At 58.9% G+C, this 3,711-nt stretch carries 3 protein-coding genes and 1 pseudogene; 2 read left to right on the top strand and 2 right to left on the bottom strand.

Annotation, left to right across the window (positions count from 1 at the left end):
- Together DBR24_RS17600 and DBR24_RS17595 are read left to right on the top strand one after the other, a co-directional pair.
- Positions 1–712: pseudogene (locus tag DBR24_RS17600) on the top strand (substrate binding domain-containing protein); the annotation flags it as partial.
- A gap of 117 nt (positions 713–829) precedes the next feature.
- On the top strand, positions 830–1,957 hold the full coding sequence (locus DBR24_RS17595; RefSeq protein ID WP_123468795.1) for a GGDEF domain-containing protein: 1,128 nt from the start codon (positions 830–832) through the stop codon (positions 1,955–1,957).
- 90 nt (positions 1,958–2,047) lie between these two features.
- Here DBR24_RS17595 and DBR24_RS17590 read toward each other — a convergent pair whose 3' ends face one another.
- Together DBR24_RS17590 and DBR24_RS17585 are read right to left on the bottom strand one after the other, a co-directional pair.
- Complete coding sequence (locus tag DBR24_RS17590; RefSeq protein WP_128615378.1) at positions 2,048–3,115, bottom strand: ArsO family NAD(P)H-dependent flavin-containing monooxygenase; 1,068 nt, start codon at positions 3,113–3,115, stop codon at positions 2,048–2,050.
- Between the two features lie 84 nt (positions 3,116–3,199).
- Positions 3,200–3,711: VIT1/CCC1 transporter family protein (locus tag DBR24_RS17585; protein WP_128615377.1), on the bottom strand; the 512-nt coding region annotated here is incomplete at its 5' end.

The raw sequence follows: 3,711 nt of genomic DNA, 5'->3' as shown, positions 1-3,711 counted from the left end.
GCACTATTTCGATAAAGCCGTGGCGATTCTCGCGGCCATCGACGCCGCCGATGCCACCGTTGCCGACCGTGGCAGCGAAGCTCAAGGACGTTTACGGGTCAGCGTGCCGGTGGAGTTTGGCCGGCGAATCATCGCTCCGCACTTGGGGCGCTTGCTTGAGCGTCATCCGGGCCTGGAAATCAGTCTGTCGCTGAGCGACGAGGTCAGTGACCTGCTGAGCGAGCAAATCGATGTGTCAGTGCGCCTCGGTTCATCGGTCGTCAGCGATGACATCGTCAGCAAGCGGCTGGGTGGTTTCCAGCGCTGGATTGTGGCCAGTCCCGACTATCTGAGGCGAACCGGCCTGCCGCGACATCCACGTGATTTGCTTGAGCATCAATGCCTGCGTTTCGATTACCGCAAGGGCGACAACAACTGGACATTCAAGGGCGCAGGGGATGTCACCCACGTGGATGTGCAAGGACGGCTGCAAAGCAACAATGCCGACATTCTGCGCGAGGCGGCCTTGGCCGGTGGCGGGATGACGCTATTGGCCGATTGGCTGGTGCACGAGGATGTCAGTGCAGGCCGGTTGACGCGGGTGCTGGAGCACTATGAGATCAACCCCGGTAGCGCAAGCACCTGCATCAACGCGCTGTATTTGCCCAACCACCGGGGTTCGAGTCGCATCAATGTGTTCATCGCGTTTCTTCAGGAAATACTCGCGGCCTGAGCACGGCCTGCGCCAGCCGTTGGTAAAGATTGTGCGTATTGTTAATTCTCTGTTGTTTGCGTTGCTGGCGAGGTGCCACAATTTAGCCTGTCGATTCATCATGTTCAGGCGGATTAAATGGATGATCTTGAGCTAGGAAGTGATCAGGGCTCACACATAGCCGAACAGGTTCGAACAGATCGCTTGCAGCAGTTATTTCGACAATCAGGTGCTGCCGTTTTCGGCAGTTATATGGCAGCCGTCATGCTTTGTTGGCTGTGTTGGGATCGGTTCGATCACACGGTGGTTGTTGGATGGATAGCGCTATTGACGGTGTCGACGTTACTGCGTATCTGGATGTTCATTGGCTATTTTCGTAGCCCCGTCACTGAACGCACGCCCAAGCGTTGGGAGCGAAAATACTGGTGCACACTTGTGTTGTCCGCCGGTATATGGGGCGCCGGGGCACTCGCGGTCATACCGGCCCATGATCTGTTGGCCCAGGCGATGGTGATGCTTTTTACGGTCGGGATGTCTGTCAGCGCGGTATCGTGTTATTCGGCCTATCGGAACATGACGATGTTATCCATCGGCCTGGTTCTATTGCCTTGTTCAACGTGGCTGTTGTTTCAACCCTCAACCTTGCAAGCAGGCATGGCGCTCGCCGTGTTCGTGTTTGCCTCATTTGTAGCCAGCGCCACTCGCAGAATGTCAGACGCCCTGGAAACCGCGTTTCGTCTTACCCGTGAAATGGAGCGGGAAAACAGGCTTTCCATCAGAGCCGCTCGAACCGATGAACTGACTGGCCTGAAGAATCGCCGCGCTTTTTTCGATGACGCCCACCAGCTCTACAGTGAATGCAAAAGCAACGGTTCGGTACTTTGCGCCGTGATGCTCGATATGGATCACTTCAAGCACATCAACGATTCTTACGGTCACCAGGTAGGGGATCAGGTTCTGCGTCAGGTGGGTGCGGTCATCAGTGCGTCGATCCGTAAAAACGATGTACATGGCAGGCTAGGGGGCGAGGAGTTCGCTATTTTGCTTCCCGATACCAGCATTGAAGTGGCGACGAGTATCGCGCAGGAGCTGATGCAGGCTATCGCCGGACTGAAGGCAGAGCCTGCTGACCGCATAACGGCCAGCCTTGGCGTGGCGTCATCGGATTTCACCGACGATAGTCTCTACAGTTTGATGAACAATGCCGACAGAGCGCTATACAGAGCCAAGTCATATGGTCGTAATCAAGTGGCTGTTGCTCAATAGTGCTTTTCGCTCAGTTGGGCATCACGGCGGCCGCTGACGACTTCGATGGAAGGTCGTCGTCATTGTTTCGCAGCCTTGGAGCTCGCCGACTCACTGCGTCTTTAAAAACCGCTCAATCTCCTCAACGGTACTGCGCGCTGTGCGGGTGACGCCAATCAGTGTCGCTGAAGCGGCGCCGGTCCAGTCTCCATAACCGACCAACCACAAGCGCGGCTCCTTGATCGAATGCGTGCCTTCAACGGCCACACGTCCGTCGGCGGTGCACACACCCAGTGATTGCAGATAGCCGAGGGCAGGGCGGAAGCCGGTGCACCAGATGACAACATCGACTGGCGTCTGCAAGCCATCGGCCCATGTCACGCCGGTTTCGGTGAAGCGCAGGAATGGCCGAACCGCGTGCAGTACGCCGCGTTCCCGGGCCTCGAGGACCGGCGGCACCATCACGATGTCACCCAAGCCACCGACCGGTTGCTCCACGACGGTGCCAGCGAGCTGGGCTTTCCAGCGTTCGGTGGCGCGTTCGAACAGTACCCGGCCATCTACGTCATCGGCGAGAAATTGCGGCGGTTGCGGAGTGACCCACGTGACGTCGGCCACCTTTGAGACTTCCGCGAGGATCTGTGCACCGGAGTTGCCACCGCCCACCACCAGGACTTTTTTCCCGGCAAACGGCTTGGCGCCGACGTAGTGGGCCGAATGCAACTGTTGGCCATTAAAGGTTTCGCTGCCGGGGTAATGCGGCAGGTAGGGATGGCGCCAGGTGCCGGTCGCGCTGACCACTGCGCGGGCTAGCCAGCTGCGGTCTTGGGCCTTTACATGAAGGCGATTACCCCGGCGCTCGATGGCATTCACCCAATAGGGACGTTCGATCGGGAATTGGTAGCGTTGCTCATACTGACGCAGATAATCCAGCACGTTGTCGCGGCTGGGGTAGCCGTCTGTGACCGGTGGCATCATCCAGCCTGCGATGGAACTCCACGTCGCGGGTGAAAACAGTCGTAGAGAATTCCAGCCATGTCGCCAGGCGCCACCCGGTGCGTCTTCAGCGTCGATGATTACGAAGGAGCGCCCGGTTCGGCGCAGGAAGTAAGCCACCGCGAGTGCGGACTGGCCACCGCCAATAATCGCAACATCCACGTCAGTGCAGTTGGCAGGCATCGGGAATCCTCAGGTCAGCGAGTGTCAGGCTACGTTAACCCATCCAAACCGAGTGTTTTCTGACGTTCCTCAAGCAGCTGCGATTTAAACCACTGCCCCGAACAACGACCCCACCAGCGCCGTGATACCCATGGCCAACACACCCCACACCGTCACGCGCCAGGCACCGGTCAGGATGCTGACACCCCCAGCCCTGGCTGCCACGGCCCCCAGGCTACCGAGAAAAACCAGCGACATGCCGCACATCCACGGCACGACACTGTTCGCTGGCGCGATGAAAGTCACCGCCAACGGCAGCGCTGCGCCGACCACGAAGCTGGCGGCCGAGGCGAGGGCGGCCTGCAAAGGTTTGGCAGTGAGTGTTTCGCTGATGCCCAGTTCGTCCCGCGCGTGAGAGCCGAGGGCGTCATGGGCCATCAATTGGTCGGCCACTTGATGGGCCAGTTCGGGCCAGACACCACGCTGGATGTAAATGTTCGCCAGTTCGATGTGTTCCGCCTTTGGATCGCTGGCCAGTTCGGCCCGTTCGCGCGAAAGGTCGGCCCGTTCGGTGTCCGCCTGAGAGTGCACCGATACGTATTCCCCTGCCGCCATGG

Source organism: Pseudomonas sp. HMWF006, from assembly GCF_003061205.1.
In the GTDB taxonomy this organism is placed as follows: Bacteria; Pseudomonadota; Gammaproteobacteria; order Pseudomonadales; family Pseudomonadaceae; genus Aquipseudomonas; species Aquipseudomonas monsensis.
Note: the sequence above shows the minus strand (reverse complement) of the source record. Positions and strands in the feature narration are given on the sequence as shown.